Raw genomic sequence first — 26,200 nt, 5'->3', positions numbered from 1 at the left:
TCCATGTGAGAGTTCCTGTATGGATACAAGGATTTGACGTGACAGATAAGCGTACTGCCGTTGACATTCCTAGCACATGAAGTAGAAATTATACTATTTCCTGGCAGGTATGTTATTATTTATTGGGAGCATTGGCAATAAAAACTTGGCAAAAAGACGCCAAGTTTTTTACATGCAGTTCATAAATTTTTTAGACAGTGAGAGGAATGAAGCAAAGCAATGAACCAGAGAGAAATAGCGATAGCAATAGATGGTCCAGCTGCAGCCGGGAAAAGTACGGTTGCAAAAATGGTGGCTGAAAAGCTCGGATATATATACATAGATACAGGTGCAATGTACCGTGCCCTGACAATGAAAGCCCTTATTGAAAGAGTGGATCTGGAGGATGAAAACGGGCTTGTGGAGCTGCTTGGCGGAACGGCGATTACGTTGGAGCAGAGTGTGAATGGTCAGATTGTTATGCTTGATGATCGGGACGTAACCTTGGACATACGAACCAATGAAGTGACCAACCATGTTTCTTATGTTGCCAAGCATAGAAAAATCAGACAAGAAATGGTCAGAAGACAACAGGAGCTGGCGTCCGATCGCGGGGTAGTCATGGATGGCAGGGATATCGGTACCCATGTACTGCCGGAAGCCGAGGTGAAAATCTTCTTGGTTGCTACCGTTGAAGAGAGAGCGAAACGTAGGTATGAAGAGAACTTGAAGAAAGGCTTCACCTCCAGTATGGATGAATTGAAGGAAGAAATAGCTCAAAGAGATCAGATTGATTCTGAGAGGGAAGCCTCGCCATTATTAAAAGCCGCTGATGCTAAAGAGATAGATACTACATCACTGACCATCGAACAGGTAGCTGAGAGGATTCTAGACGAGGCATCCCAAGCTATTACCCGACAGGGTAGATGAAGAAAGGGGGGATGGAGATGAGTTTATATACATTTGCAAAAAATTTGGTGGCAGTTATACTATTTCCTGTTTTTAGAATCAAGATAATCGGGAAAGAGAATATACCAAAGGAAGGTCCCGTCATCATTTGTTCCAATCACACATCTAATTTTGATCCTCCCGTAGTAGGGATCACCTCACCGAGAGATATATACTTCATGGCCAAAGGGGAATTGTTTGAAAAACGTTTTTTGGGTAAATTATTATTGAAGATACATGCATTCCCTGTAAAACGGGGCATGAAGGATAGAAATGCATTGAGAAGAGGGTTGGAAATCTTAGAAGAGGGCTACACGCTTGGCTTATTCCCAGAAGGGACAAGGAGTAAAACAGGTGAGCTTGGCAGACCGCTTGCCGGTGCGGGATTTTTTGCTTTACGATCTAAAGCAACAATTGTTCCGTGTGCGATTATCGGACCTTATCAGCCTGGGAAAAGGCTGAAGGTGGTATATGGAAAACCGATGGATATGGAGAAGTTGAGGAATTCCAAAGCGTCCGCTCAAGAAGCTGCTGACGCCATAATGGAAGAAATTAAATTCCTTAAGGAAAATCATTCCCCATGAACTACTTTACTTGACAAATTATTGTAATTATTAGAAGTTATAAAAAAGGGGATTTTTATCTTAGTGATCAAATGATGGTCATGGAGATTTGAACTGTATTTAGGAGGGCATGGTATATGAGCGAAATAAACAATGAAGTAACTGAACTGAATGTCGGGGACACAATTACAGGAACTGTGGTGAAAGTGGAAGAAAAGCAGGTCCTTGTAGATATCGGCTATAAGACAGAAGGAATCGTCCCGATCAGTGAGTTATCCAGTCTGCATGTAGAGCAGACAAGCGATGTAGTACAAGAGGGAGATACGCTGACCCTGAAAGTGAAAAAGGTGGATGATGATGATATCATCCTGTCCAAAAAGGCTGTAGACGCCGATGATGCTTGGAAAGACCTTGAAGAGAAATTTGAGAGCGGCGAAATTTTCGAGACGGAAGTGAAGGAAATCGTCAATGGCGGATTGGTTGTTGATGTAGGAGTACGCGGCTTCATCCCAGCTTCCTTGGTAGAAACGTATTACGTGGACGACTTTTCCGACTATAAAAATAAAACACTGACCGTTAAAATTGCTGATCTCAATAAAGAACAAAACCGAGTGATCCTCTCCCATCGTGCCGTTGTAGAAGAAGAGGCGGAAGCCCAGAAGCATGAGGTCCTTCAATCCTTGGAAGAAGGCCAAGTATTGGAAGGTACCGTACAACGTCTGACAAGCTTTGGGGTATTCGTTGACCTTGGCGGTGTAGATGGACTTGTCCATATTTCCCAGCTGGCCCATGAACATGTCGAAAATGCATCTGATGTAGTTTCGGAGGGAGATAAAATCAAGGTGGAAGTGCTTTCCGTCGATCTGGACAATGAAAGAATTTCTCTTTCCCATAAAAATACACTTCCAGGACCTTGGTCAAATATTGGTGAGAAGATTTCTTCCGGAGATGTACTTGAAGGTACTGTCAAACGTCTAGTTAATTTTGGTGCGTTTGTGGAAGTGCAGCCTGGAGTGGAAGGGCTTGTTCATATATCACAAATTGCCAACAGGCATATTGGAACACCTCAAGAAGTATTGGAAGTCGGACAACAAGTTAACGTCAAAGTTCTAGATGTAAATGAACAAGAAGAACGCATTTCATTAAGTATCAGAGAATTAGAAGAAGAGGAAGCAGCGAAAGACTACAAGCAGTACGAGAAAGATGACGAACAAACTGGTTTTCAGCTTGGTGATCTACTCGGAGACAGTCTAGACAAATATAAAAAGTAATTGAAATGTAATTGGCTCTTTCCACTGGAAAGGGCTTTTTTTTATGATATATACTATCCCACTTTCTGTTTGGGGACTGGGAGGCCATTCTCCCTCTTTGGATGTTCCGACAACCAAGTATAAAGGGTTCAGGTTTCTGCAATACTGCATAAAGGAAGGTGATAAGGTTGGATGGATTAATCTTTTATTGGATGGTATGGATTTTATGGACGTTGATCACTTTTTTTATGGACAAGGGTAGAAAAAGGACCTGCTTGGGAGCTTGGTCACTGCTGTGTATTGTCTCGGCAGAATGGACGGTACGCCTTCCGTACTTTTCCTTTTCGGTTGCATCACTCCTGGTGATTGTTGGTGCTATTTGGCTACTTTGCAGGAGCAGGTACCTGTTTTATCATTTATTTTCTGCATTCACTTTAATGATTGGCTATTCAGCAGTCCGTTATTGGGAGCAGATCACTCCTGTATGGTTTATTCTGCCCCGTTATGTAATATTCTCTTTTTTCCTTACACTGCTTATATTGTTCATGGTTAAAAACTTCTACAGCCAAATTGGTGTCTGTTTATTAGGAACGTCTTTCGGTGAGGTACTCTACCATGTGACCATGGCTGGCTATGGTATGCAGATGAACATAGGGGAAAAGGGGTTTCTGGATGTCCTGCTATTTTCCTTAATGATCCTTACCAGCATTCACTTGCTCAAGGTGGGCAGGGCTAAATTATATGCATCACTGCAGACTAAACAAAATATTGAGGTGGCAAAATGAACGAATATCTACTGCCGATTCTATTCGGAATCATTGCAGGAACTTTATCGAGAATATTGATGCTTCGAACGGACTATCGGCAATACCCAACATATCTCCATGGGAAAATCATCCATGTTTCGCTTGGATTCATTGCAGCTGCCTTGGGCGCAATGGCAGTCCCTGCAGTGATGGAAAAAGAGTTTACCGCTGTTACATTGTTGACAGTCGCTGCTACACAGTTCAGGGATGTGCGGAATATGGAAAGGAACACGTTGACAGAAGTAGATGATTTCGAACTTGTATCAAGGGGAAAAACATACATAGAAGGTATCGCAATTTCGTTTGAAAGCAGGAATTATCTGGTGATCCTCACAGCCTTTATTGGTACATTGTTTTTCCTGGTGTGGAATGTGTATGCAGCATTTGCCGGCGCCTTTTTATCGATATTGGCAGGAAGGATGCTGATGAGCGGGTCTACAATCAAAGATATTGTGAAGATTGACTACCATGAGCTTCATTTCGAAGGGGCAGGCCTCTATGTAGACAATATCTATATTATGAATATCGGTCTGCCTGAGAGGCAGGAGGAAATTTTGAAGTATGGGATGGGGTTTGTATTGACACCGAATAACATGAATTCTGTGTCCACTATTGCGAACCTTGGGCAACGGCAGGCAATCCTCCACGATGTATCTGTTTCACTCGGTGTTTTTCGTGATTCCGGTACCCCGGCGTTAGCCCCGTTGATAAAACGCGACCTGGATGATGGGCGTATCGGCGTATTTATCCTCCCACAGGTCAGGGATGTGGAGAAAGCTAAAGAAATCATCGGAGCCGTACCGGTACTGGAAAATGCAATCCGTATGCCCTCTGACTCTAACACCCATCAAAGGAAGGGGAAAACCAAATGATGCTGGAAAAAGCAGTTTTGGCAGTGATTACCACCAATCAATCAAAGATTGCAGGTGGAGCACCTATTTTTGTTTGTCATGATAAAAAGGAACTTGAATCGGTCGCTGCCAATCTTGAAGCAATCACCGATGGAATTGCGCATGCTCTCAGTGATGAATTGTTCATTATTGTAAAGCATTAAAATAAATTGTTAATATCTTCTACTTTTGCTAGAATAAATAAAGTTAGCCTATATAGATCGTAGAGAGAAAGGATGTTCCTTTCATGAGGAAATCAGTAGTAGCCATTGTCGGAAGACCCAACGTTGGAAAATCGACGATATTCAATAGATTGGTCGGAGAGCGGATCTCCATTGTAGAAGATATACCAGGTGTTACCCGCGACCGAATTTACTCCCAGGCGGAATGGTTGAATCACACCTTCAACCTTATTGATACAGGCGGGATCGAAATCGGGGATGAACCATTGCTGGTACAGATGCGGCAGCAGGCTGAGATTGCCATAGATGAGGCAGATGTCATCATTTTTCTCTTGAATGGCAGAGAAGGAATCACTGCAGCAGATGAAGAGGTAGCCAAACTCCTTTACAAGTCAAATAAACCGGTTGTACTAGCTGTCAATAAAATGGATAACCCGGAGATGCGTGAAAATATTTACGAGTACTATTCTCTGGGATTTGGAGAACCTTTTCCAATCTCCGGCTCACATGGTTTAGGCCTTGGTGACATGTTGGATGACGTTGTCCGACATTTCCCTCAACTCGATGAAGAAGAGGACGATGAGGAGACTATTTACTTCAGTCTGATCGGCCGCCCCAATGTCGGAAAGTCCTCCCTTGTGAATGCCATGTTAAATGAAGAACGTGTCATAGTCAGTGAAATAGAGGGAACGACAAGGGATGCTGTAGACACTCGTCTGACAAAAGGCGATCAAGATTTCGTCATTATTGATACGGCGGGGATGAGAAAGCGCGGGAAAGTATATGAAGCAACAGAAAAATACAGTGTCCTGCGGGCCCTAAGGGCGATCGAACGCTCCGATGTCGTATTGGTCCTTATTGATGCTGAGACAGGAATTAGAGAACAGGATAAAAAAATTGCAGGGTATGCACATGAAGCTGGCAGAGCGGTGGTCATCGTTGTCAATAAGTGGGATACCGTCAACGCTGGCGAAAAAACGATGAAAGAGTTTGAAACCAACGTTCGTGCACATTTCCAATACTTGGATTATGCTCCGATTGTATTTCTTTCTGCCAAAACCAAGAAAAGATTGCATACACTGATCCCAGCGATCACTTCTGCCAGTGAAAATCACTCCAAGCGGATTTCTACTAATGTACTGAATGACGTCATTATGGATGCACTGGCCATGAACCCGACTCCGACAGTAAAAGGAAGACGGCTGAAGGTTTTGTATGCCACCCAAGTTGCTGTCAAGCCACCAACGTTCGTGGTCTTCGTCAATGATCCGGATTTAATGCATTTTTCTTACAGAAGGTTCCTTGAAAATAAGATCAGAGATGCATTTGGCTTTGTTGGAACGCCGATCAGAATTTTTGCTAGAAGAAGACAATAAGGGAGAGAGGCTAATGGCTAAAGTAGCGGTATTGGGTGCTGGCAGCTGGGGGACAGCATTAAGTATTGTCCTGGCAGACAATGGACATGAAGTGAGGCTCTGGTCCCACCGCCCGGAACAGGTACAAACGATTAATGAATCGAACAGGAATGACCGTTATCTGGATGCAGCTCTTCCTCCAGAAATTAGAGCTTATGAGGATATGGGGGAAGCTGTCAGAGGGACGGATGCGGTAGTCATTGTCGTTCCTACCAAAGCAATCAGAGAAGTCTGCAGAAAACTTGATGACGTGGTAGATAGAAAAACGAGTATTGTTCATGCGTCAAAAGGCATCGAGCCTGTCACACTGAAAAGGGTTTCTCAAATGATCAGTGAAGAGATGCGGCAATGCACGTACGAGGATATCGTAGTGCTCTCTGGTCCAAGTCATGCTGAGGAAGTAGCAATGAGGCAACCTACAACCGTGACAGTAGCATCTCTTAATGAGGAAGAGGCCAGGTTGATACAGGACTTGTTCATAAACGAGTCTTTCCGTGTGTATACCAGCACAGATCTGTTGGGAATCGAATTTGGCGGAGCCCTGAAAAACATCATTGCTCTTGGAGCCGGTATTTCGGATGGGCTAGGGTATGGAGATAATGCCAAGGCAGCATTGATTACTAGAGGACTCGCTGAAATTTCCCGTCTTGGTACATCAATGGGGGCAAACCCGCTGAGCTTTCTTGGGCTCTCTGGTGTAGGCGATCTGATCGTAACATGTACTAGTACCCATAGCCGGAATTGGAGAGCTGGGAACTTATTAGGCAAAGGAAATCGCCTGGATGATGTCTTGGATGAAATGGGAATGGTCGTGGAAGGAGTACGGACTGTGAAAGCAGCCCATCAGTTTGCTATTGATCAGAATGTAGAGATGCCGATCACTTCGGGGCTATATCAAATTCTATTTGAGGAAAAGACCCCTAAGGATGTCGTTGAGCAATTAATGAACCGCACCAAACGGGAAGAAATGGATGACTTGGCAAAACAGCTGATGGAACGCTATTCCTGTTAACACGTAATCTTCCCCCTTGCATATAATATGTTGAAGTAACTAAGCAAGGAGGAAGGATTGTGGATCAATTTCAAAAAGGTCTATTCGACAAGTTACAGCAAAGTGCTAATATAGATCCGAATGACGTTTATAAAGTAGCTGATTCGGTAAAGCATGCTGATTTTTCCGATGAGAGAACAGTCAGAGGCCTTGTTCGCCAGTTGGCTAGGATGGCTAATAAACCACTATCTAAGGAAAAAGAAGATCGCATAGTGGAAGCCATCACCAAAAATAAAATGCCAGCAGACATGAACACCCTAAATCAGCTGTTTAAAAAATAAACTTGTTTGGGCAAGTGACGATGCAATCATGCAGCTACATGCATAAGATAAATCGCACAAGCATTCTTGAATAGAGTTGCTGCGGATATTATTTAGTCAAGCCGGAATGGAGCAAAGCCCCCTCCATTCCGGATTTTTTTACTTGCTTCTCCTCAGGCGAGGGGCGGTGTGCAGGTGCCCAGCAATGTAATTCTCATTCTGCGCTGCTAGTATGATTATGATATAATATCATTTGTTATACTAGTTTATCAGTCAGGAGTGGAGTGAAAACATATGAGTGCTATGGATAAAATGTGGGTCTCTTTTGCGGGGATGGCATTCTTGATCATCGCAATGGGCCTGATTTTGTGGAGTCGTCATAAATTGAAGGGAATACTATCCTTCATTATTGCTGCAGCAGCTTACATCCTGTTCATTACAGGTGCCTTGATTATCTTCTTTATAGTATTCAGCGGACCAACAATGTGAACGAGAGGAGGCTATCTGGTTGAAGCATACATACATTAGAGCCATTATTGCTGGAGTATTTGTTCTGCTGTTGAGCGGCTGTCTATACCCGGATAGTGAACGTTCTAAAAACAACCAGCCCAACGAACAACAGCTTGAAATGGTACAGTCAGCCATTGAAGATTTCCGCGAAGAGGAAGGTGGACTGCTGCCTATTAAGACGAAAGACAACGATACACCGATCTTCCAAAAATATTTGATTGATTTTACAGCCTTAAAAGAAGCCAATATTCTATCAGAGATACCACCAAATGCATATGAAAGCGGAGGGTATTATCAATACAGCATCATTACACCCGAAGATGATCCAAAAGTGAGGCTGATTGACCTTAGGAATACCGAAGCGATCCGGAATGTAAACGTACAATTGAACGGCTATAGGAACGAACATATTTACCCGCCATATGGCAGAGAAATTTCCGAAGGCATCTATACTTTGGACCATGAAGCATTAGGCTTCGATGCTGCCCCTACAGTCGTTAGCCCATTCTCGGGAGAAAACCTTCCTATTGTCATGGATGTGGAGGGACATTTATATATTGACTATCGGATTGATCTGAACAATGCCTTGGAGGAATATGACCATAGTTACGAGGAGGGTGATGATATTCGTTATCTTCTCGCGGAAAACACTCCTTTCGTCCCTGCCTATTCCCTCCCATATACATTGCAGGACGGTGAACCAGTCTTTCTAACTCAGGAAACAAATGAATAATGCCTGCATAAAGCATCCCTTGAGACATATACTGTTTCAAGGGTTTTTATTTCTGCCCTGTATTTATTCTTTATTCCATCATAATGAAGTCATAATAGGGTAGGACAACATCATAGAATTGTAATGTCAAATATTCGCAGGTTATTTATATCAATCGCACGAGGATCGGGAGGGGATCTTTTGGAAAAAATTGATATTTTCAAAGATATTTCCAAGCGGACAAATGGAGATATCTATCTGGGTATAGTGGGGGCTGTCCGGACGGGTAAGTCGACGTTCATCAAAAAGTTCATGGAACTCGTTGTGTTGCCAAATATTGAAGAGGAAAGTGAGCGTGCAAGGGCTCATGATGAGCTTCCACAAAGTGCTGCAGGCAAGACGATTATGACGACAGAACCAAAGTTCATACCTAACCAAGCCGTGTCTGTGAATGTAGAAGATGCTTTGGATGTCAATGTACGCCTAGTTGACTGTGTAGGATATGCTGTGGAGAGCGCGAAAGGTTTTGAAGATGAAAACGGGCCACGAATGGTCCATACTCCATGGTATGAAGATCCAATTCCATTCCATGATGCTGCCGAGATCGGCACTAGGAAAGTCATACAAGAGCATTCCACCATTGGAGTAGTGGTCACCACCGACGGCAGTATTGGAGACATCCCAAGGGATGATTTCCTTCAGGCAGAGGCAAAAGTAGTAGATGAATTGAAAGAAGTAGGCAAGCCGTTCATCATGATTGTGAATACACTTCACCCCGGTACACATGAAACAGAGCTGCTAAGGCAAGATCTATCAGAGAAATATGATATTCCAGTGGTGGCTGTCAGTATAGAATCCATGACAGAGCATGATGTCTACCGAGTACTGAGGGAAGCGCTTTATGAGTTCCCTGTATTGGAAGTAAATGTAAATCTACCAAGCTGGGTGATGGTTCTAAAGGAAAACCATTGGCTGCGCCGCAATTATCAAGACGCTATTCAAACAACCGTAAAAAATATAAGAAGACTTCGGGATGTCGACCAGATTGTCACTGACTTTTCAGAATACGACTACATTGACCAAGCGAACATTGCGGGGATGGAGATGGGAGAAGGAGTTGCAGAGATTGATCTGCATGCACCAGATTATCTATATGACCAGGTATTGAAAGAAATTGTTGGAGAAGAGATCCGGGGGAAAGACCATCTTCTGGAACTAATGCAGAACTTTGCCCACGCAAAAAGAGAGTACGATCAGGTTTCAGGGGCATTACAGATGGTAAAACAGACTGGCTATGGAATAGCTGCTCCTTCCTTGGAAGATATGATACTGGATGAACCGGAAATTATTCGGCAGGGATCACGTTTTGGTGTGAAACTGAAAGCGGTGGCTCCTTCTATCCATATGATCAAGGTGGAAGTGGAATCAGAATTCTCTCCGATAATAGGAACAGAGAAGCAGAGTGAAGAACTTGTACGTTATTTAATGCAGGACTTTGAAGAAGATCCTTTATCGATATGGGAATCTGATATTTTCGGAAGGTCATTAAGTTCGATTGTCAGGGAAGGCATCCAAGGCAAGATCTCGTTGATGCCTGAAAATGCACGATATAAACTGAAAGATACACTCGAGCGAATCATAAATGAGGGGTCGGGTGGAATGATAGCAATTATCCTATAGCAGCTGATTCAGCTGCTTTTTTGTTTGATAATCACTTGGTTCCATAATTCCCGATAAAATTTGGTATTTGGAGGGGCGGGGACAATGGAAATAGAGGAAGATTTCACAGGGCTTGACAGGACAAGTTTTCATTGAATTTTCAATAAAAATGTCGGCTAAGGGATAAGGGTTCCTTCCATTTTTAATAAATATGGCAAAAATGGGTAGTTATTGTTGAATTTTGCTGTAATCTCAGTTAAGATAAGCCTTGTCATCTAATGAGTTAGGTGATAACTTAGTATAAAAGCTGACAAATTGGTAAACAAATGTTGGTAACCAGCTATTTGTTCCAAAGTAGTCGATTGAAGTATTGGGAGGAGGTGAATGTCATGAACAAAACAGACTTAGTAAATGCTGTAGCCGAAAAAAGCGACATTTCCAAGAAAGAGGCTACTAAAGCAGTAGATGCAGTTTTCGACTCTGTCATGGATTCCCTTAAAAACGGTGAAAAAGTACAATTAATCGGGTTTGGTAACTTTGAAGTACGTGAGCGTTCAGCTCGTAAAGGCCGCAATCCGCAAACAGGAGAAGAAATCGAAATTCCTGCAAGCAAAGTTCCTGCTTTCAAACCAGGCAAAGCCCTTAAGGACAGCGTAAAATAATCTACATAGGGCTTGAAAAGGGGTGCGTATGCGCGCCCTTTTTTTATGCTGTTATTGACATAGAGGTGGAAATGGACGATATTTAAAGTAAATGGTTACAGGAGGCTTACCATACCATGGAGCATTCAAACGAAAAATCTGATTTCTTTGTAATCAAAGCGCTTGAAGACGGCGTGAATGTAATCGGGCTTACTAGAGGCAGTAACACCAAATTCCATCATTCCGAAAAGCTGGATAAAGATGAGGTGATGATTGCCCAATTTACAGAGCATACTTCTGCGGTGAAAGTAAGGGGAAAGGCAATTATCCAAACAAGCCATGGGGAAGTGGAAAACTAGAGCGGATGGCTGTATGTCTATGCTCTGCTCTTCCTTGTCTTTGAATCTTTGTTATCGATACCCTGTGAACTTATGCTATAATAACATCAGCGATTACGGAATAGATGAAAGGGCTCAGGTGATTTGATTTGGAAACATCTAGTATAGACATACGGTCTTATAAGGCACAGATAGAGAAAAAGATCCAGCACGTCTTTCTGGATAAATATATACCCAAGCCCGTCATTGACGATGAAAAACTTACAATTTTGACAACTATCATCAATCACTCTGATGTGTCAGATCAACAAAAGCAGCGGTATATCGTTACTGCGATGCTTGCTCAGACTGCGTTGGATACCCATGACACTGTACCAGCCCATAGTCAAGGGGAAAGGTGGAGCATTGCCAATCAGCTGAAAGTGTTGGCAGGTGATTATTATAGTGGATTATATTACCTCCTCTTATCCGAAATAGACGATTTTGAGTTTATACATATCCTTGCTTCAGCAATTAAAGAAATTAATGAGATAAAGATGAAAATTTACCAAAGCAGTATAGGAACATTTCAGGACCTCATGGATATGAGGGAAGAAATGGAATTTCTGCTATTACAGCATGTCGCCCAATTTCTTGGTGATTCCTTTCCGCCAGAGGTGGCTGGGAAATGGCTGGTGACCAATAAATTGATCAGACAAACGCATAAGCCGGAATCAGGAGAACTCTCCTTTTCAGATGTTTGGATGGAACAGGCTGCCAGTGTTTCAGGATCTTACTTTGTAAGCAATGCTAAAGCAGTCGTCAGAGAAAACCTCCGGCAGCTGGAAATATTGGTAGGGAAGATACCTGAATCGCATCGGCTTTATAGAGAATACCTACATTCAGTAATACGCCAACATAATTATAATGAAGCTCGATAGTGGAGGACGGTAAAACATGCCAGGACAATCTAAAGAAGAACGTGTACACAATGTGTTTGAAAAGATATATTCTAAATATGATTCCATGAATTCCATCATTTCCTTTCAGAGGCATAAGGCATGGCGTAAAGACGTAATGAAAAGGATGAAAGTCAAAGAAGGTGGGAAGGCTCTGGATGTTTGCTGTGGCACGGGGGATTGGACTATATCTCTAGCTGAGTCAGTAGGAACGGAAGGAAAAGTTGTCGGGCTTGATTTCAGCCGTAATATGTTGTCAGTAGCAAAAGAGAAAAAAGAGAGTTCCTCGCTAGAGCAAGTTGAACTTGTCCATGGCAACGCTATGGAACTGCCGTTTGAAGATGACTCGTTTGATTATGTTACTATTGGTTTCGGACTTCGTAACGTACCTGACTATATGACTGTTCTGAAAGAGATGAGGCGTGTTGTGAAACCTGGAGGTCTTGCCGTATGCCTGGAGACTTCCCAGCCTACGTTGATTGGCTACCGGCAGTTATATTATTTCTATTTTCGCTTCATAATGCCGGTAATAGGAAGACTGATGGCAAAAAGCTATAAAGAGTACGCATGGCTTAATGAATCTGCTAGAAACTTTCCTGATAAAAATAAGCTGAAACAAATGTTCCTTGATGCAGGGTTTTCAACAGTACAAGTTAAAAGCTACACAGGCGGGGTAGCTGCTATGCATATGGGAATCAAATAATATTGGTTGTAAAATAAGGTGACACAGATGAAAATAGCTAAAATTTATGGATATCTAAAAAAAGACCTGGCTATGGTGGAAGAATCTTTGAATAATGTCATACAGGCAGAGCACCCTGTACTTCGAGATACGTCGACACATTTATTGAAAGCAGGAGGGAAGAGAATCCGTCCTGTCTTTGTTGTTCTGGCAGGGCAGATGGGAAACTATGATCTGGAAAGAGTGAGAAAGGTCGCTGTGGCCTTGGAGCTGATCCATATGGCTACCCTGGTCCACGACGATGTAATAGATGATGCATCGTTAAGAAGGGGAGAACCTACGATAAAAAGCCTTTACGATAACCGGGTAGCGATGTATACAGGTGATTATATACTGGCCCGGGCTTTGGAAGAAATAACATCCATCAAGCAGCCGAATGTCCATCGCCTTCTTGCGAAAACGATTGTAGAAGTAAGTGTCGGAGAAATAGAACAGATCAAGGACAAGTATAATTGGAACCAAAATCTCCGGAATTATTTGAGGAGAATCAAGCGGAAAACGGCCTTGTTAATAGCAACCAGTTGTGAGCTTGGCGGGCTTGTAAGCGGATTGCACGAACAGGAAGCAAAGAAGCTGTATCAATACGGTTATTATATCGGAATGTCCTATCAGATCATCGATGATATTCTGGATTTTACTTCTACAGAAGAGGAATTGGGCAAGCCGGTAGGAAATGACTTGCTTCAGGGAAACATCACACTCCCAGTATTGTTCGCCATGGAAAATGCCGATTTCCGCCAATTGTTGCAAAAAACCTTCCATAACCCAAGTAATGTGGACAAGGAAGACATGAACAATCTGATTGTTTCCTTGAAACGGTCGGACGCCGTAGAAAGATCTTACCAGTTAAGTGAAATATATCTGCAAAAGGCCTTGAAATCTGTCAGTAACCTCCCTGATAACAAAGCTAAGCGCACGCTCGAAGACATTGCTAAATACATTGGAAAAAGACGCTCGTAGAATAATTGTTATTTTTTGTAAAGTTTGATAGAATGTTATCGGTTACAAAAATACATAGTATGTGGGGTGCGAGAATGGAAAAGACTTTTTTGATGATTAAGCCAGATGGAGTACAGCGTAATTTGATCGGTCCAATCATTGCAAGGTTTGAAGCGAAGGGGTTTAAATTGGCTGGAGCGAAATTGATGACAATTTCTGATGAACTTGCAGAGAAGCATTACGGAGAGCATAAAGATAAACCATTCTTCGGGGAACTTGTCGACTTCATCACATCAGGACCTGTTCTTGCTATGGTATGGGAAGGGGAAGATGTCATTCTGACAGCCCGTTCCATGATGGGAAAGACCAATCCTAAAGAGGCAGCGTCTGGTACTGTACGTGGGGATTATGGTTTGACTGTCGGAAAAAATATCATCCATGGATCTGATTCAGCGGAAAGCGCGGAAAGGGAGATCGCCCTTTTCTTTGATAACGAAGAGATTATCTCTTATTCTAAACATGATAGTAACTGGATTTATTAACCATAACCCCCTCTGCTTCGGCAGAGGGGGTTATTCGTTCTGCAATGGACCATGTTTGCGTTTTTCGGAATGATATCAGACTAGTAGACCTGTTGTCGAAATCAAGGCCCGTGATTCTATATAGCGGGTAGATAAATGGTATAAATGTTGATTAATCAATTTTTTCAAAAGTTTTCACCAAAACTAGTAATAAATATGTTATAGTTATGAGAAAAATTAATTGTGAAAAGGAGAATCATTCAGTGCGCTATTTAACTGCAGGAGAATCGCATGGAAAACAACTTACTACTATTATCGAGGGGTTGCCAGCCAGAATGCCTCTATTGAAGGAAGATATCAACCATTCTCTGATCCGTCGGCAGAAAGGTCATGGACGGGGGAAAAGGATGCAGATTGAAAAGGATCTGGCAGAGATTACGAGTGGTGTTCGTCATGGCTATACACTTGGTTCACCTATTTCTTTGGTTATACATAATGATGATTTTAAACATTGGACAGATATTATGGGCGAAGACCCATTGGAAGATGATTCAGCGATGAGACGGGTAGTTACCAAGCCTAGACCCGGTCATGCAGATTTGAACGGCGCTTTAAAGTATGGACATAGGGACATGCGCAATGTGCTGGAAAGATCTTCAGCAAGGGAGACTGCAGCCAGAGTAGCAGCAGGTGCTGTAGCGAAGAACCTTCTTAAACAACTTGGAATAGAAGTATGCGGGTTTGTCAAAGAGATCGCAGGAATCAGAGCAGAAGAAATGCATTCACTGACAATGGAGGAAAAGCAGCAAGCTTCTGAGGAATCACCAGTTCGGGTGCTGGATAAAAATGTTGAGCAAGAAATGATGGATGCTATTGATGCTGCGAAGAAAGAAGGAGACTCTATCGGTGGTGTTACCGAGGTATATGTAGAAGGAATGCCCGCCGGAATCGGTTCTTATGTCCATTATGACCGTAAACTGGACAGCAGGATTGCCGGCAGTGTAGTAAGCATCAATGCTTATAAAGGTGTAGAATTCGGCATTGGATTTGAAGCAGCCAGAATGAACGGCAGCAAAGTTCATGATGAAATTGCATGGGAAGAAGAAAAAGGCTACTACCGAACTTCCAATCGCCTTGGCGGCTTTGAAGGCGGAATGACCACTGGCATGCCAATCGTTGTCAGAGGAGTGATGAAGCCGATTCCTACCTTGATGCTTAAACCATTGCAGAGTGTAGATATCGATTCCAAAGAACCATTCAAGGCAACGGTGGAAAGGTCCGATGCCTGCGCTGTGCCAGCTGCATCCGTAGTGATGGAACATGTGGTGGCATTTGAACTGGCTAAAGCAATTTTGGAACAATTTCCGCACGATCAATTTCCTAAATTGCAGAAGGCCATTGAAGACTATCGGGAAGAAATCAGGTGTTTTTAACATGAGAGAAATGAAAGTTAATGCAGATTCGCACGCATACCCTGTATATGTTGGTGAGAATCTGCGGTTCCAAGTAGGACGTTTGCTGAAAGAAGATTATTCTTCCATTTTGATTATCTCGGATACAACGGTGGGGGAGCTTTATCTGGAAGATATTATGTCAGGGATCAATCATCCCCACATATTCCATACACTGGTGCCCGCTGGAGAAGCTTCTAAGAATATCGAGCAATTCTATGAGGTACACACAAAAGCCATCGAATACGGATTGGACCGGCATTCATTAATCATTGCACTGGGCGGAGGGGTGATTGGTGACCTCGCTGGGTTTGTAGCAGCCACTTACATGAGGGGGGTAGACTATGTACAAATTCCTACCACCATACTTGCCCATGATAGCAGTGTTGGAGGAAAAGTTGCAGTCAACCACCATCTCGGCAAAAACTTGATAGGCAATTTCTATCCCCCAAAGGCCGTGATCTATGATGTGCAGACACTTGAATCGCTGGATGCCAAACAAGTCCGTTCAGGATATGCTGAATTGGTGAAGGAAGCGTTCATTGGAGATGACCAGTTCCTGCAACAACTATTGGATATACAATTGAATGATATTAACAGCAGCCAGTTGATTGAACATCTGTATAATGGCATTCATATTAAAGCATCTATCGTCGAGCAAGATGAAAAAGAAGCGGGGATAAGGAAATACCTCAATCTGGGCCATACGCTCGGCCATGCATTGGAAGCAGAAGCCGGTTATGGAAGGATCGCTCATGGAGAGGCTGTGGCCATTGGCATATTATTCGCGTTATATGTGAGTGAGAAAGAATATGGCATAAACTTGCCGTATCAGCAGCTTTTGGGGTGGCTCCATCTTAATGGCTACCCTTTGAATATCAGCGGGGCTGCACCAGAAGCATTAATCAGACGGATGAAATCGGATAAAAAGAACATCGGAAGCAGGATCCAAATGATCTTGCTGCAGAGCCCGGGCAATGTAACGACAAAAGAAATAAATGAAGAATTGCTTACCGACTACTTAACAACCTTTAAGAGAAAGCTGGTGTGATACATAATGACTAGGGGTATACGAGGTGCCACGACGGTTAACAAAAATACTCAAGAAGAAATACTGGAAAATACCAAAAATCTGATTGAAGAAATGATAGAGAACAATGGTGTGCAACCAGATGATATTTCTCATGTTTTTATATCAGCCACAGAAGATGTCAATGCTGTCTTCCCGGCTAAAGCTTTAAGAAGCCTAGAAGGATGGACATATGTACCAGTCATGTGTATGAGGGAGATGGACGTGCAGCAAGGTCTCGCTTTCTGCATACGGGTAATGATGGTGGTCAACACATCCAAAGGGCAAAAAGAAATTCAGCATGTGTTCCATAAGGACGCTGTTAAGTTACGTCCCGATTTGGCTGGTAGATAATACTAACCAATCAATTTCAGAATAGTCCATATCAACTAGGCAAGGAGTTTTCGGAGTGGAACGTATCATATTAATTTCAGGGTTAGGATTGATCGGAGGGTCGCTCGCCAAGAGCATCAAAGCATCTGGGAACCATAGACTGATCGGTTATGATGTAAGCGAAGCCACCCTTACATATGCAGTGGAAAATGGAATAATTGATGAGGCAGCAACCAGCTTTGAAGAAGCAGCACAGGAATCGGATATTATTATTTTGGCTGCCCCGATTTCTGAAACAATCGAATTAATGAAAAAACTGGACAACTTGCCATTACAGGAAGGTATTATTGTCTCCGATGTTGCCTCAGTGAAAGGATCTATACTAGAAGAGGCGAACAAACTTACAAACAAGAGTATTACCTTCATTGGTGGTCATCCTATGGCAGGTTCGCATAAGAAGGGAATCGAAGCAGCTAAGGAGCATTTATTTGAGAATGCGATTTATGTACTCACTCCTGCATCAGGGTGCAAAGGGGATAAAGTGGAAGAGCTGAAGCATGTGTTGGAAGGAACAAAGAGCAATTTCATCACCTTACAGCCGAGTGAGCATGATGAAATGACTGGAGTTGTGTCGCATTTCCCCCATTTAATCGCATCTTCTCTCGTTCAGCAGGCGAAAAAGTGGGCAGATACCCACTCGTTTCTTCCGAATTTGGCAGCAGGCGGTTTTCGGGATATCACCAGGATTGCATCTAGCAACCCTAAAATGTGGCAGGATATCTTTTACCACAACCAATCAAAGATGTCCCAACTGCTTGACGAGTGGATCAAAGAAATGTCTCACTTGAAAGAGTTAGTAGAACAAAATCATAAAGAGCAGATGATTACATATCTTGAACAGGCAAAAACATACAGGGATGGACTGGAAAAATCAGAGAAAGGGGCCATACCAGCTTTCTATGATCTGTATGTTGATATCCAGGACAGACCCGGCGCTCTTGCTTCAGTGGTCCAGCTGCTAGCTGGGGAAGAAATCAGTATTAAAAATATACAAATCCTGGAGATCCGTGAGGGAATTACCGGTGCCCTACTATTGAGCCTCCCATCGGAGGAGTTACAGAAAAAGAGTTATCAGCTTCTCGGAAGAAATGGGTATGAAGTCGTGATTCAATAACTAAATTGGCAGAGGAAGTGAAAAAATGAGCAAACTTGTCTTATCACCTAGTCCGAATCCATTGAAGGGTACCATTGAAGTGCCTGGTGACAAATCCATATCCCATCGTGCCGTAATATTCGGTTCGCTTGCAGAAGGGGTTACAAAAGTGACTCATTTTTTGGATGGGGAAGATTGTATGCGGACCGTCCATGCTTTTCAAACGATGGGGGTAAACATTAAAAGGGAGGGGGACTCGTTGATCATTGATGGCAAAGGAATAGCTGCGTTGGAAGAGCCCGATCAACCATTATATTTTGGCAATTCAGGAACCACCTCTCGTCTGATGATCGGTTTGCTAGCAGGACTTCCTTTTTTCACTGCATCCTGGGGTGATCCGTCTTTGTCCAAAAGACCAATGGACAGGGTGGTGAATCCTCTGAGAGATATGGGGGCCATTATTGATGGAAGAGAAAAAGGGAGTAAACTTCCGCTCTCCATTAGAGGAACAAGGCTGCAGAGCATTGATTACACATTGCCCGTCAAAAGTGCGCAAGTTAAATCAGCCGTATTATTTGCCGGTTTATTAGCAGATGGAGTTACCAAGGTAAGGGAACTAACCCAGACTAGGAACCATACGGAAAACATGTTGAAGGCCTTTCAAGCAGACATCACTACAGACGGCAATACAACTGAGATTACCGGCCGAAAAGCATTGAAGGCAACGAACATATATGTGCCCGGCGATATTTCATCTGCTGCGTTTTTTATTGCAGCAGCTGCTATTGTTCCTGAAAGTCAAGTGGTATTGAAAAATGTCGGCCTGAACGGGACAAGGACAGGTATTCTTGATGTGTTGAAAAAAATGGGTGCCGATATGGAAGTAAGCAATCAGAAAGAGGTAGGCGGTGAGATGATAGGAGATCTGACCGTGAAACACACAGAACTCCAAGGGGTTAAAATTAAAGGGGATATCATTCCCCGGTTAATTGATGAGATCCCTATAATTGCTCTATTGGCAACACAGGCAGAGGGTACTACTGTCATTAAAGATGCGGAAGAGCTTCGGGTGAAAGAAACGGATAGAATCGCAGCAGTGACTGAAGTTTTGTCTAGTTTAGGTGCTGATATTGAAGCTACCGAAGATGGGATGGTTATCAAAGGAAGAGCAAAGATTACCGGTGGAGAGGTTTCCGCCTATAACGACCATCGAATAGCAATGATGGGTGCCATTGCATCGCTTATCTCGGAAGAAGAAGTGACGATAGATGATGACTCTTCTATAGCGATTTCTTATCCAAATTTCTTTGAAGATCTAAATAGTGTGATCAACTAGTCAGGAGTCTGCACTTTGCAGACTCCTCTATTTTTCCGCTGAAGTTTCCGTGTTTCTCTTTATTTGAACATGCAGCAGCATTTAGGTATGATTAGAAATATCATATTATCTATATCCAGTTGGATAGGCAAGAGAGGATGTTCGTCATGGACACCATCATGAAAGCAGTAAAACTAGTTGAGAGCAATCAAACCGAAAAAGCCATCGAGTTATTGGAAGATTATCTGCCAAAAGCAGATGAAGAAGAGAAATTCACGATTGCCGAGTTATATAATCAGTGGGGCTTCCTGGAAGAAGCAAGTCAAATACTTAGTGATTTATTACAGCAGTATCCTGAGGAAAGTGAATTGAAAGTGATGCTTGCTGACATATATGTGGAATTGGATAATGATGAAGCTGCCATTAATCTGCTTAATGAAGTGAGCGAAGACGATGAAGCTTATGTGCAGACATTAATCCAACTGGCAGATCTTTATCAGGCCCAGGGTTTGTTTGAAGTGGCGGAGCAGAAACTGCTGACAGCCAAACAATTCGAACCGAATGAGCCTGTAGTAGATTTAGCATTGGCTGAACTGCTATTTTCTATCGGGGAATACCGCAAAGCTATTACTTACTATGAAAAGATTCTTCCAAAAGCAAAGGAACTGGCAAACATTTCGATTAATGACCGGCTTGCTGAAGCACATGCGGCGTCAGGCGATTATGAAGAGGCACTTCAATTCTATCAAGATATTGAGAGTGAACACCCTGACACATTATTCAAATATGGCTTTACCGCAAAACAGGCCGGGCGTTCGGATATAGCGATCAAAGCGTGGGAGCATGTTGTAAAGATTGATCCATACTATCATGTGGTCTATTATCAGCTGGCTAAAGTGTATGAAGAAGATGGAATGCCAAGAGAGGGATATGATACAGCCAAGAAAGGACTCGAGGTAGACGAGTTCAATAAGGAATTGTTCTATCTCGCCGGGGTACTGGCACATCAGCTGGAAAAAGAGGAAGAGAGTGAATCATTGATCAGGGAAGCAATAGCTTTGGATCCTGATTATAAAGAAGCTATTCTTTTCCTTATTAAAATGTTCAAGACCTCCAATGAGTCTGCAAAAATTATTGATCTAATTACACAGCTGAAAGAGACTGGTGCAGATGATTCTTTATACGATTGGGAACTCGCCAGAGCTTACAATGAAGAGGAATTATATGAAGATGCATTAAATGCATATAACACTGCATACAATGGATTAAAAGAAGATAGCGATTTTCTGAAGGAATACGGCTATTTCCTGACAGAGGAAGGGAGGATGGATGCTGCGATACCTGTTTTTGAAGCCTATTTACTTGATCAGCCTTCGGATACAGACATTGAAGAATTCCTCAACCGGTTGAAAATGGAAAACGACGGCCTTTAAACGCTCAAAGGAGAAACGTTCTATATTAGGAGGGTTCAATATATGCAGACCCCTGTGACCGCAGAGGAGAAAAGAAAATTTCTTCGTTGGTTTCTTGACCACTATCAGCTGAAAAAACGTGAAAGCGTCTGGATTCTGAACTACCTACTGAACCACCGGGAGATGTTGAAACATGTCCACTTTGTCAGGGATGTCAAGTACTGTCCAAGGGGTATCCTTATGACAACTCATTGTTCGGAAGAGACGCCATTTCGGTTCTATAAAAACCACCTGGTAACGACAGATGCGGAAAAGTCGTTTCATGACATCCGGTTAAACCCGGAAGAACCTTTATACTTGCAGCTCAATTTCAAGAAAGCTCATCAGAATGCCTACTATGTGTCCGTCATGGAAGAAAATCCTTTCAGACCTGACAGTAAAGACGTTACAGAAAAAGATAAAATTACTGCAGCACGTTTGCTTGAAGAATCATTATTCACCTTTAAAAAGAACAACCTGCTGAGGGAAATAGACAGGTCTTTGGACGATCTGGACCAAGAAAGGTTTGACAAGCTGGTTGTGGAACTGCAGGAGCTTGAAGAATCTTATCCTAATCAACCTCGATTGCAAAAGCAATAGGTTGATTTTTTTTGCTGGATAAAATACCATTTATGCATGATAGCATAATATCCACTTAGTTGTGGAAGAAATGAAAGGAGTTGATAGATAAATGAAATGGTCTACAGCAGATGTCCCCAGATATTTGGAAGCCAAAGAATACATAGACACCGTTCTGGTACCGCTTATCCCTTTTCAATTATCGAATGACAAGACTGCAGAACAAGCAGCATTCCAACATGAATTACTATCTATTCTAGCCAATGAAATTGAAAAGGAGCTGACAGGCAGAATGCTCCTCTGTCCTCCCTACCATTACAGGGAGTCGGCTGTCGGGGAAGAGGAAACACAGCGGTTGAACAGCTGGGTAGAGGAATTGAGGGAACAACCGTTTCATCATATGTTTTTCATAACGTTTGATTCTTCGTGGAAAAGGCTGGAACAATCAGTGAACGGCACATTATTGTGGTTCCCAGGGAAGCAGTCCGGAGACCTGTCTTCCAACGAAATGAAACAACATGTGCGTGAACAAGTAGGTCAAATAACTGAGCTGATCAGAAGTTATTGGGCATAAACAGGTCGGTTTGGTCATCACACTGGGATATCAATCAATGTAGAACCCTGCTGTTATTTATTGACCGGACAAGTAGTTTGCGCTATCATTGTAGTGTCCTAGTAATATGATTAAATAATAATTGTCCGTGATTATTGTAAAGAGGGGGGAAAATCATGAGCGAAAAGAAGCAGCAAGTATCCCGCAGACAGTTCCTTAACTATACGTTGACTGGTTTAGGTGGGTTCATGGCAGCAGGTTTGATGATGCCGATGGTCAGAATGGCAGTAGATCCTGTTTTGCAGGAATCAAGCGGTGGTGATATGTCGAACGTTGGCATCTCTGTAGATGAAATTACCAATGAGCCGCAGCGTGTGGATTGGACCGTTGAGCAGGTGGATGGCTGGTACACTTCGGAAGTCAGCCGATCAGCATGGGTCTTTATGGATGAAAATGACGAAATCCAAGCGTTTTCTCCAATTTGTAAGCACCTGGGATGTGTGGTTTCCTGGGAAGGAAGTGAAGATTATCCGAATGAATTTTTCTGCCCGTGCCATAATGGCCGCTATTATAAGGATGGCACGAACGTACCGGGTACACCACCACTTGCACCATTGGATGTTTACGAACAAAAAGTTGAAAATGGCATGCTATTCTTAGGCGAGCCTGTACCAAGAGAGGAGGCGTAATTATTTATGCTGCAGAAGTTGTATGATTGGATTGATGAACGTGTAGATATTACGCCGATTTGGCGGGATATCGCTGATCACGAAGTACCGGAACACGTAAACCCGGCCCACCACTTCTCGGCCTTTGTCTACTGTTTCGGCGGTCTGACATTTTTTGTCGTTGTCATTCAAATTTTGTCTGGAATGTTTTTGACTATGTATTATGTGCCGGACATTGAAAATGCCTGGAAATCCGTTTATTACTTGCAGACGGAAGTCGCACACGGCCAAATTGTCCGTGGGATGCACCATTGGGGTGCGAGTGTAGTTGTAGTAATGCTTTTATTACATACTTGCCGGGTCTTCTTCCAAGGTGCGTATAAGAAACCGCGTGAACTTAACTGGATGGTTGGTGTTCTGCTGTTCTTTGTCATCCTTGGATTAGGTTTCACAGGCTATCTCCTGCCTTGGGATAACAAAGCATACTTTGCAACGCAGGTTGGACTGGAAATTGCAGAGCAGGTGCCGTTTATCGGGCCAGAACTGAAAACTTTATTGGCAGGTGACGAATCGATTGTAGGAGCCCAAACGCTTGCGAGATTCTTCGCCATCCATGTGTTCTTCCTGCCAGCCGCACTGTTTGCACTGATGGGTGTGCACTTTATCTTAATCCGTAAACAAGGTATTTCCGGACCACTATAAGAAGGAGGGAAAGCTGTGAAGAAGGGTAAAGGAATGAAATTTGTCGGAGATTCACGAATCTCTGCCGAAAGAAATCCTCATGTACCAAAAGATTATTCTGAATATCCTGGAAGGACGGAAGCCTTCTGGCCCAACTTTCTTTTGAAAGAATGGCTGGCTGGTTCTGTATTCCTTGTCGGGTTCCTATGCCTTACTCTGGCGCATCCTTCCCCGCTTGAAGGTGTTGCCGATCCGACAAACGCATCGTATATTCCACTTCCGGACTGGTATTTCCTGTTCTTGTATGAACTGTTGAAATATGAATTCGCCAGTGCCAATTGGTCGTTGATGGGGATCATCGTTCTACCGGGTCTTGCATTTGGAGCACTTCTCTTAGCTCCGTTTCTGGATAATGGACCGGGCAGAAGACCGCATCAGCGTCCTGTTGCTGTCGGCATGATGCTTTTAGGACTGGTATCTGTTATATGGTTGACTTACGCTTCAGCTGCTCAAGTTGACTGGGAAGCACGTGGGGAAGCGAATAAGCCAATTCCTGAAGACGAGCAAGTAGCCGTCGACACGGATCACGCAGGGTATGAGATTTATCAAAATAACTGTATGTCCTGTCATGGTGAGGACCTAAGTGGAGGAGCTGCGGGTCCTTCATTGATCGGAATTGACCGTTCTGCAGAAGAAATTGCTACTATCGCCCAGGAAGGTATAGGCAGCATGCCGGCCGATCAGTTCACTGGTTCAGAAGAAGAACTGCAAAACCTTGTCGATTTCATTACATCAGTAAATGAAGATGCGGAATAGGTTGCAGGTTAAATTAAGCACCTTTGCCCTGAGGGGTAAAGGTGCTTTTTACAAATTTAAGGGGGGAAGACATGGTCAATTACATATTATTGGATAAACGATTCCTTGTTCTTTTATTCTTTGTCAATTTCTTTGGCACTATTTATGGATATATGTGGTATAGGGGGCAGCTTTCCATAACCCCTGATATTTTCCTTGCATTTGTACCCGATAGCCCTACTGCAAGTTTGTTCTTCACGATCTTTTTGTTTTTCTTCATCTTTGGTAGAAATGTTCCATATATCGAGGCACTGGCACTTGTGACACTCTTCAAGTATGGTATCTGGGCAGTCGTGATGAACATACTGACATTGATCATCGGTGGTGAGCTTGGTTGGCAAGGATATATGCTGATTGCTTCGCATGGAGCGATGGCTATACAAGGACTGCTGTACATACCGTATTATAAGATCAAACGCAGACACTTGGCAGTCGCTGCAATATGGACGCTGCACAACGATGTAATTGATTATGTTTTCGGGATGATGCCTGTTTATTCTATTTTGACAGATTATATGAAAGAGATAGGCTACTTCACCTTTTGGCTGAGTATGCTCTCCATCTTCATCGCTTATATGCTGACAATCAAACGAGATACTCGTTCTAATCATGGGCTATAGTTATAAGCTGGACGTTTACTTCATATATTGGTAAAAGTAACTATATGTGAGGTGACACACTATGGCAAAGAAGTGCCTCTTATGTACGTTGACAACTGTCATGTTTATCATAGTGATGGTAGCCGATCCATATCTTCACGTTATTTCAGCCTCAGTAAAAATGCCTGTGATTTATACGGCAGGACACCCCGATCTTTCTATTCTGTTCTGGGCGGTGGGAATCATCGGTGGCTGTATAGCTCTTACATTATCTTATGTCAGTTGGAGAAAATATAAGGGAGAAAAAGAAAGGAATAAGCAGGAGAACAAGGACAAATCAATTGACTAATATCTGATGTTTGACTAAAATTGACATTAAGTAAGGATATTTATATCTAGTGGAGGAATGCCAATGTTTGGTGGGTTAGGCGGTTTTCTGATTTATATTGCCCTGCTGATGATTGTTCCTTTATGGGCACAATCCAGGGTGAAGGGGACATACAAAAAGTATTCAAAAAAGCCAACGTCCTCTGAAATGACCGGAGCTGAAGTCGCCAGGAGAATCCTGGATGACAATGGTCTGTATGATGTACAGATTGGCCGGGTCAAGGGGACGCTGTCGGATCATTACGATCCCAGGAAGAAAGTGATAAATCTTTCAGAGGGTATATACAGTGGTCGGTCCATGGCATCTTCTGCCGTGGCTGCCCATGAAGTGGGACATGCTATTCAGGATCAACAGGAATATGCCTTTTTGAAGTTCAGAAGTGCTCTGGTTCCTGTAGCCAGCTTTGGTTCCAATATATCGTTTTTCTTCATCCTTGCAGGGATATTTTTCGGTGCAACCAATATGTTGCTATTAGGGATCATTTTCATGTCAGCAGCTGTGTTGTTCCAACTGGTGACACTTCCAGTAGAGTTCGACGCTTCCAACCGTGCAATGGGACAGTTGGTAGCATCTGGTGTCATTCGAAACAATGAAGAACGAGAGACCAAAAAGGTCTTGAATGCTGCGGCGTTAACTTATGTAGCAGCTGCTTTGGTAGCTGTGGCCGAACTGTTGAGGTTTGTAATGATTTATCTTGCCCAACGTGAATAGTTCAAAAAAGATGGATGCTGTCAACCAGCATCCATCTTTTTTATCATAAG

General features: G+C 43.0%; 32 protein-coding genes. All 32 read left to right on the top strand.

From position 1 onward, the window contains the following. Window positions 1–219 precede the first annotated feature (219 nt). Window positions 220–909 (top strand): (d)CMP kinase, encoded by a 690-nt coding sequence (gene cmk / locus ACFOGI_RS01590; protein WP_390267392.1) that lies wholly within the window; start codon window positions 220–222, stop codon window positions 907–909. Between the two features lie 17 nt (window positions 910–926). After that, a complete protein-coding gene (locus tag ACFOGI_RS01585; RefSeq protein ID WP_390267389.1) occupies window positions 927–1,511 on the top strand; it encodes a lysophospholipid acyltransferase family protein in 585 nt (194 codons plus the stop codon). 116 nt (window positions 1,512–1,627) lie between these two features. Then, window positions 1,628–2,761 carry a 30S ribosomal protein S1 gene (rpsA, locus tag ACFOGI_RS01580; RefSeq protein ID WP_390267386.1) on the top strand — a complete coding sequence of 378 codons (1,134 nt, stop codon included), beginning with the start codon at window positions 1,628–1,630 and terminating at the stop codon, window positions 2,759–2,761. A gap of 158 nt (window positions 2,762–2,919) precedes the next feature. Further along, on the top strand, window positions 2,920–3,525 hold the full coding sequence (locus tag ACFOGI_RS01575) for a YphA family membrane protein (protein ID WP_449366608.1): 606 nt from the start codon (window positions 2,920–2,922) through the stop codon (window positions 3,523–3,525). Then, the gene (locus tag ACFOGI_RS01570; protein WP_390267380.1) at window positions 3,522–4,418 is read left to right on the top strand and encodes a YIEGIA family protein; all 897 of its coding nucleotides are present in this window, start codon (window positions 3,522–3,524) and stop codon (window positions 4,416–4,418) included. The genes ACFOGI_RS01575 and ACFOGI_RS01570 overlap by 4 nt, the downstream gene beginning before the upstream one ends. After that, a complete protein-coding gene (locus tag ACFOGI_RS01565) occupies window positions 4,415–4,600 on the top strand; it encodes a capping complex subunit for YIEGIA (RefSeq protein ID WP_390267377.1) in 186 nt (61 codons plus the stop codon). Before ACFOGI_RS01570 ends, ACFOGI_RS01565 begins: the two co-directional genes overlap by 4 nt. 83 nt (window positions 4,601–4,683) lie before the next feature. Beyond that, complete coding sequence (gene der / locus ACFOGI_RS01560) at window positions 4,684–5,994, top strand: ribosome biogenesis GTPase Der (RefSeq protein WP_390267374.1); 1,311 nt, start codon at window positions 4,684–4,686, stop codon at window positions 5,992–5,994. Window positions 5,995–6,007: 13 nt separating this feature from the next. Further along, the gene (locus ACFOGI_RS01555; RefSeq protein ID WP_390267371.1) at window positions 6,008–7,045 is read left to right on the top strand and encodes an NAD(P)H-dependent glycerol-3-phosphate dehydrogenase; all 1,038 of its coding nucleotides are present in this window, start codon (window positions 6,008–6,010) and stop codon (window positions 7,043–7,045) included. Between the two features lie 59 nt (window positions 7,046–7,104). Further along, window positions 7,105–7,365, top strand: coding sequence for a stage VI sporulation protein F (locus ACFOGI_RS01550; protein ID WP_390267368.1), 261 nt, complete (start codon window positions 7,105–7,107; stop codon window positions 7,363–7,365). A gap of 273 nt (window positions 7,366–7,638) precedes the next feature. Beyond that, window positions 7,639–7,833: a DUF2768 domain-containing protein gene (locus ACFOGI_RS01545; protein WP_390267365.1), complete on the top strand. Its 195-nt coding sequence runs from the start codon at window positions 7,639–7,641 to the stop codon at window positions 7,831–7,833. Between the two features lie 19 nt (window positions 7,834–7,852). Then, complete coding sequence (locus ACFOGI_RS01540; protein ID WP_390267362.1) at window positions 7,853–8,587, top strand: hypothetical protein; 735 nt, start codon at window positions 7,853–7,855, stop codon at window positions 8,585–8,587. A gap of 180 nt (window positions 8,588–8,767) precedes the next feature. Further along, window positions 8,768–10,246: a stage IV sporulation protein A gene (gene spoIVA, locus ACFOGI_RS01535; protein WP_390267359.1), complete on the top strand. Its 1,479-nt coding sequence runs from the start codon at window positions 8,768–8,770 to the stop codon at window positions 10,244–10,246. Window positions 10,247–10,614: 368 nt separating this feature from the next. After that, window positions 10,615–10,887 carry an HU family DNA-binding protein gene (locus ACFOGI_RS01530; RefSeq protein WP_390267356.1) on the top strand — a complete coding sequence of 91 codons (273 nt, stop codon included), beginning with the start codon at window positions 10,615–10,617 and terminating at the stop codon, window positions 10,885–10,887. Window positions 10,888–11,003: 116 nt separating this feature from the next. Next, window positions 11,004–11,225 carry a trp RNA-binding attenuation protein MtrB gene (mtrB, locus tag ACFOGI_RS01525; RefSeq protein ID WP_390267353.1) on the top strand — a complete coding sequence of 74 codons (222 nt, stop codon included), beginning with the start codon at window positions 11,004–11,006 and terminating at the stop codon, window positions 11,223–11,225. 128 nt (window positions 11,226–11,353) lie between these two features. Beyond that, window positions 11,354–12,124: a heptaprenyl diphosphate synthase component 1 gene (locus ACFOGI_RS01520; protein ID WP_390267350.1), complete on the top strand. Its 771-nt coding sequence runs from the start codon at window positions 11,354–11,356 to the stop codon at window positions 12,122–12,124. A 16-nt stretch (window positions 12,125–12,140) separates the two neighbouring features. Then, the gene (locus tag ACFOGI_RS01515; protein ID WP_390267347.1) at window positions 12,141–12,845 is read left to right on the top strand and encodes a demethylmenaquinone methyltransferase; all 705 of its coding nucleotides are present in this window, start codon (window positions 12,141–12,143) and stop codon (window positions 12,843–12,845) included. Between the two features lie 27 nt (window positions 12,846–12,872). Continuing rightward, window positions 12,873–13,844: a heptaprenyl diphosphate synthase component II gene (gene hepT, locus ACFOGI_RS01510; protein ID WP_390267344.1), complete on the top strand. Its 972-nt coding sequence runs from the start codon at window positions 12,873–12,875 to the stop codon at window positions 13,842–13,844. A 74-nt stretch (window positions 13,845–13,918) separates the two neighbouring features. Continuing rightward, the gene (ndk, locus tag ACFOGI_RS01505) at window positions 13,919–14,365 is read left to right on the top strand and encodes a nucleoside-diphosphate kinase (protein WP_390267341.1); all 447 of its coding nucleotides are present in this window, start codon (window positions 13,919–13,921) and stop codon (window positions 14,363–14,365) included. 242 nt (window positions 14,366–14,607) lie between these two features. Then, window positions 14,608–15,777 (top strand): chorismate synthase, encoded by a 1,170-nt coding sequence (aroC, locus tag ACFOGI_RS01500; RefSeq protein ID WP_390267338.1) that lies wholly within the window; start codon window positions 14,608–14,610, stop codon window positions 15,775–15,777. Window position 15,778: 1 nt separating this feature from the next. Then, window positions 15,779–16,846, top strand: a complete 1,068-nt coding sequence (gene aroB / locus ACFOGI_RS01495; protein WP_390267335.1) for a 3-dehydroquinate synthase — start codon at window positions 15,779–15,781, stop codon at window positions 16,844–16,846. Between the two features lie 6 nt (window positions 16,847–16,852). Next, window positions 16,853–17,218 carry a chorismate mutase gene (gene aroH / locus ACFOGI_RS01490; RefSeq protein ID WP_390267332.1) on the top strand — a complete coding sequence of 122 codons (366 nt, stop codon included), beginning with the start codon at window positions 16,853–16,855 and terminating at the stop codon, window positions 17,216–17,218. A gap of 55 nt (window positions 17,219–17,273) precedes the next feature. Further along, window positions 17,274–18,371 carry a prephenate dehydrogenase gene (locus tag ACFOGI_RS01485; RefSeq protein ID WP_390267329.1) on the top strand — a complete coding sequence of 366 codons (1,098 nt, stop codon included), beginning with the start codon at window positions 17,274–17,276 and terminating at the stop codon, window positions 18,369–18,371. A 25-nt stretch (window positions 18,372–18,396) separates the two neighbouring features. Next, the gene (aroA, locus tag ACFOGI_RS01480) at window positions 18,397–19,686 is read left to right on the top strand and encodes a 3-phosphoshikimate 1-carboxyvinyltransferase (RefSeq protein WP_390267326.1); all 1,290 of its coding nucleotides are present in this window, start codon (window positions 18,397–18,399) and stop codon (window positions 19,684–19,686) included. A 146-nt stretch (window positions 19,687–19,832) separates the two neighbouring features. Beyond that, complete coding sequence (locus tag ACFOGI_RS01475) at window positions 19,833–21,098, top strand: tetratricopeptide repeat protein (RefSeq protein WP_390267323.1); 1,266 nt, start codon at window positions 19,833–19,835, stop codon at window positions 21,096–21,098. Window positions 21,099–21,140: 42 nt separating this feature from the next. Continuing rightward, a complete protein-coding gene (locus ACFOGI_RS01470) occupies window positions 21,141–21,716 on the top strand; it encodes a ReoY family proteolytic degradation factor (protein WP_390267320.1) in 576 nt (191 codons plus the stop codon). 91 nt (window positions 21,717–21,807) lie between these two features. Further along, window positions 21,808–22,269 carry a DUF2487 family protein gene (locus ACFOGI_RS01465; RefSeq protein WP_390267317.1) on the top strand — a complete coding sequence of 154 codons (462 nt, stop codon included), beginning with the start codon at window positions 21,808–21,810 and terminating at the stop codon, window positions 22,267–22,269. A gap of 155 nt (window positions 22,270–22,424) precedes the next feature. Beyond that, complete coding sequence (locus ACFOGI_RS01460; protein ID WP_390267314.1) at window positions 22,425–22,937, top strand: QcrA and Rieske domain-containing protein; 513 nt, start codon at window positions 22,425–22,427, stop codon at window positions 22,935–22,937. A gap of 6 nt (window positions 22,938–22,943) precedes the next feature. Further along, window positions 22,944–23,618: a menaquinol-cytochrome c reductase cytochrome b subunit gene (gene qcrB / locus ACFOGI_RS01455; RefSeq protein ID WP_390267311.1), complete on the top strand. Its 675-nt coding sequence runs from the start codon at window positions 22,944–22,946 to the stop codon at window positions 23,616–23,618. Between the two features lie 15 nt (window positions 23,619–23,633). Then, entirely contained in the window at window positions 23,634–24,413 is a 780-nt protein-coding gene (locus tag ACFOGI_RS01450; RefSeq protein ID WP_390267308.1) for a menaquinol-cytochrome c reductase cytochrome b/c subunit, read from the top strand. A gap of 71 nt (window positions 24,414–24,484) precedes the next feature. Beyond that, entirely contained in the window at window positions 24,485–25,072 is a 588-nt protein-coding gene (locus ACFOGI_RS01445) for a DUF1405 domain-containing protein (RefSeq protein ID WP_390267305.1), read from the top strand. 61 nt (window positions 25,073–25,133) lie between these two features. Beyond that, window positions 25,134–25,400 carry a sporulation protein YpjB gene (locus ACFOGI_RS01440; RefSeq protein ID WP_390267302.1) on the top strand — a complete coding sequence of 89 codons (267 nt, stop codon included), beginning with the start codon at window positions 25,134–25,136 and terminating at the stop codon, window positions 25,398–25,400. A gap of 63 nt (window positions 25,401–25,463) precedes the next feature. After that, window positions 25,464–26,150, top strand: coding sequence for a zinc metallopeptidase (locus ACFOGI_RS01435; RefSeq protein ID WP_390267299.1), 687 nt, complete (start codon window positions 25,464–25,466; stop codon window positions 26,148–26,150). Window positions 26,151–26,200: the final 50 nt, after the last annotated feature.

The sequence above is a fragment of the Virgibacillus xinjiangensis genome, assembly GCF_042643145.1.
Taxonomy (GTDB): Bacteria; Bacillota; Bacilli; order Bacillales; family Amphibacillaceae; genus Virgibacillus_O; species Virgibacillus_O xinjiangensis.
Note: the sequence above shows the minus strand (reverse complement) of the source record. Positions and strands in the feature narration are given on the sequence as shown.

Coding starts and splice junctions, on each gene's coding strand:
- der (WP_390267374.1), top strand. CDS start 4,684: ATGAGGAAATCAGTAGTAGCCATTGTCGGAAGACCCAACGTTGGAAAA.
- rpsA (WP_390267386.1), top strand. CDS start 1,628: ATGAGCGAAATAAACAATGAAGTAACTGAACTGAATGTCGGGGACACA.
- hepT (WP_390267344.1), top strand. CDS start 12,873: ATGAAAATAGCTAAAATTTATGGATATCTAAAAAAAGACCTGGCTATG.
- ACFOGI_RS01475 (WP_390267323.1), top strand. CDS start 19,833: ATGGACACCATCATGAAAGCAGTAAAACTAGTTGAGAGCAATCAAACC.
- ACFOGI_RS01530 (WP_390267356.1), top strand. CDS start 10,615: ATGAACAAAACAGACTTAGTAAATGCTGTAGCCGAAAAAAGCGACATT.
- ACFOGI_RS01555 (WP_390267371.1), top strand. CDS start 6,008: ATGGCTAAAGTAGCGGTATTGGGTGCTGGCAGCTGGGGGACAGCATTA.
- ACFOGI_RS01585 (WP_390267389.1), top strand. CDS start 927: ATGAGTTTATATACATTTGCAAAAAATTTGGTGGCAGTTATACTATTT.
- ndk (WP_390267341.1), top strand. CDS start 13,919: ATGGAAAAGACTTTTTTGATGATTAAGCCAGATGGAGTACAGCGTAAT.
- ACFOGI_RS01565 (WP_390267377.1), top strand. CDS start 4,415: ATGATGCTGGAAAAAGCAGTTTTGGCAGTGATTACCACCAATCAATCA.
- qcrB (WP_390267311.1), top strand. CDS start 22,944: ATGCTGCAGAAGTTGTATGATTGGATTGATGAACGTGTAGATATTACG.
- aroA (WP_390267326.1), top strand. CDS start 18,397: ATGAGCAAACTTGTCTTATCACCTAGTCCGAATCCATTGAAGGGTACC.
- ACFOGI_RS01465 (WP_390267317.1), top strand. CDS start 21,808: ATGAAATGGTCTACAGCAGATGTCCCCAGATATTTGGAAGCCAAAGAA.
- aroH (WP_390267332.1), top strand. CDS start 16,853: ATGACTAGGGGTATACGAGGTGCCACGACGGTTAACAAAAATACTCAA.
- ACFOGI_RS01440 (WP_390267302.1), top strand. CDS start 25,134: ATGGCAAAGAAGTGCCTCTTATGTACGTTGACAACTGTCATGTTTATC.
- cmk (WP_390267392.1), top strand. CDS start 220: ATGAACCAGAGAGAAATAGCGATAGCAATAGATGGTCCAGCTGCAGCC.
- ACFOGI_RS01545 (WP_390267365.1), top strand. CDS start 7,639: ATGAGTGCTATGGATAAAATGTGGGTCTCTTTTGCGGGGATGGCATTC.
- ACFOGI_RS01435 (WP_390267299.1), top strand. CDS start 25,464: ATGTTTGGTGGGTTAGGCGGTTTTCTGATTTATATTGCCCTGCTGATG.
- ACFOGI_RS01460 (WP_390267314.1), top strand. CDS start 22,425: ATGAGCGAAAAGAAGCAGCAAGTATCCCGCAGACAGTTCCTTAACTAT.
- aroB (WP_390267335.1), top strand. CDS start 15,779: ATGAGAGAAATGAAAGTTAATGCAGATTCGCACGCATACCCTGTATAT.
- ACFOGI_RS01515 (WP_390267347.1), top strand. CDS start 12,141: ATGCCAGGACAATCTAAAGAAGAACGTGTACACAATGTGTTTGAAAAG.
- ACFOGI_RS01470 (WP_390267320.1), top strand. CDS start 21,141: ATGCAGACCCCTGTGACCGCAGAGGAGAAAAGAAAATTTCTTCGTTGG.
- mtrB (WP_390267353.1), top strand. CDS start 11,004: ATGGAGCATTCAAACGAAAAATCTGATTTCTTTGTAATCAAAGCGCTT.
- ACFOGI_RS01570 (WP_390267380.1), top strand. CDS start 3,522: ATGAACGAATATCTACTGCCGATTCTATTCGGAATCATTGCAGGAACT.
- ACFOGI_RS01445 (WP_390267305.1), top strand. CDS start 24,485: ATGGTCAATTACATATTATTGGATAAACGATTCCTTGTTCTTTTATTC.